Here is a 536-nt window from a genome sequence, read left to right on the forward strand (position 1 = left end):
GTGTTGTACAGCGCGCGCTCCATCACATCGGCATATTGACTGTCGCCTTCCATTTCCAGCATTCGCCGGGCAAACATCATCAGGCCGATGGAGGCGCAACTTTCAGCGTATACCGTGTCATTCGGCAGATCGTAATCGCTGCTGAACGCTTCACCGCTGCTTTGTGAGCCAATGCCGCCGGTAATATATAACTGACGCTGGGCCATATTGTTCCACAGCCGCAGGCAATCCTGACGCTTGCTTTCATCGTGACTTAAACGCGCCAGATGTGCGACGCCAGTCATCAGGTAGACAAAGCGTACTGCATGTCCGATGGCGGTTTGTTGCTGTGCGATGGGCAAATGCGCCTGGCTGTAGGCTTTATCTTTCACCATCCACGCCGGGCCGTAGGTGTGCCAGTGCGAGGTCTGCCCGCGCTTTTCATATTCCTGGTCGTAATAGTGCGGTTGCGCACCACGCTGTTCGACAAAATAGTTCGTCAGCGCCAGGTAGCGCGGCTCTTCGGTCACTTCATACAGGCGCTGTCTCTTATACAC

The 536-nt window shown here is 55.0% G+C and carries 1 protein-coding gene; it reads right to left on the bottom strand.

The window, feature by feature from the left end; genetic code table 11:
* Positions 1–536, bottom strand: a 536-nt coding sequence (locus tag AC5O77_RS22535; protein WP_494507265.1) for a beta-L-arabinofuranosidase domain-containing protein, incomplete at both ends; no start/stop codon positions are given.

It is taken from the genome of Stenotrophomonas sp. INTA L402-1 (genome assembly GCF_059295135.1).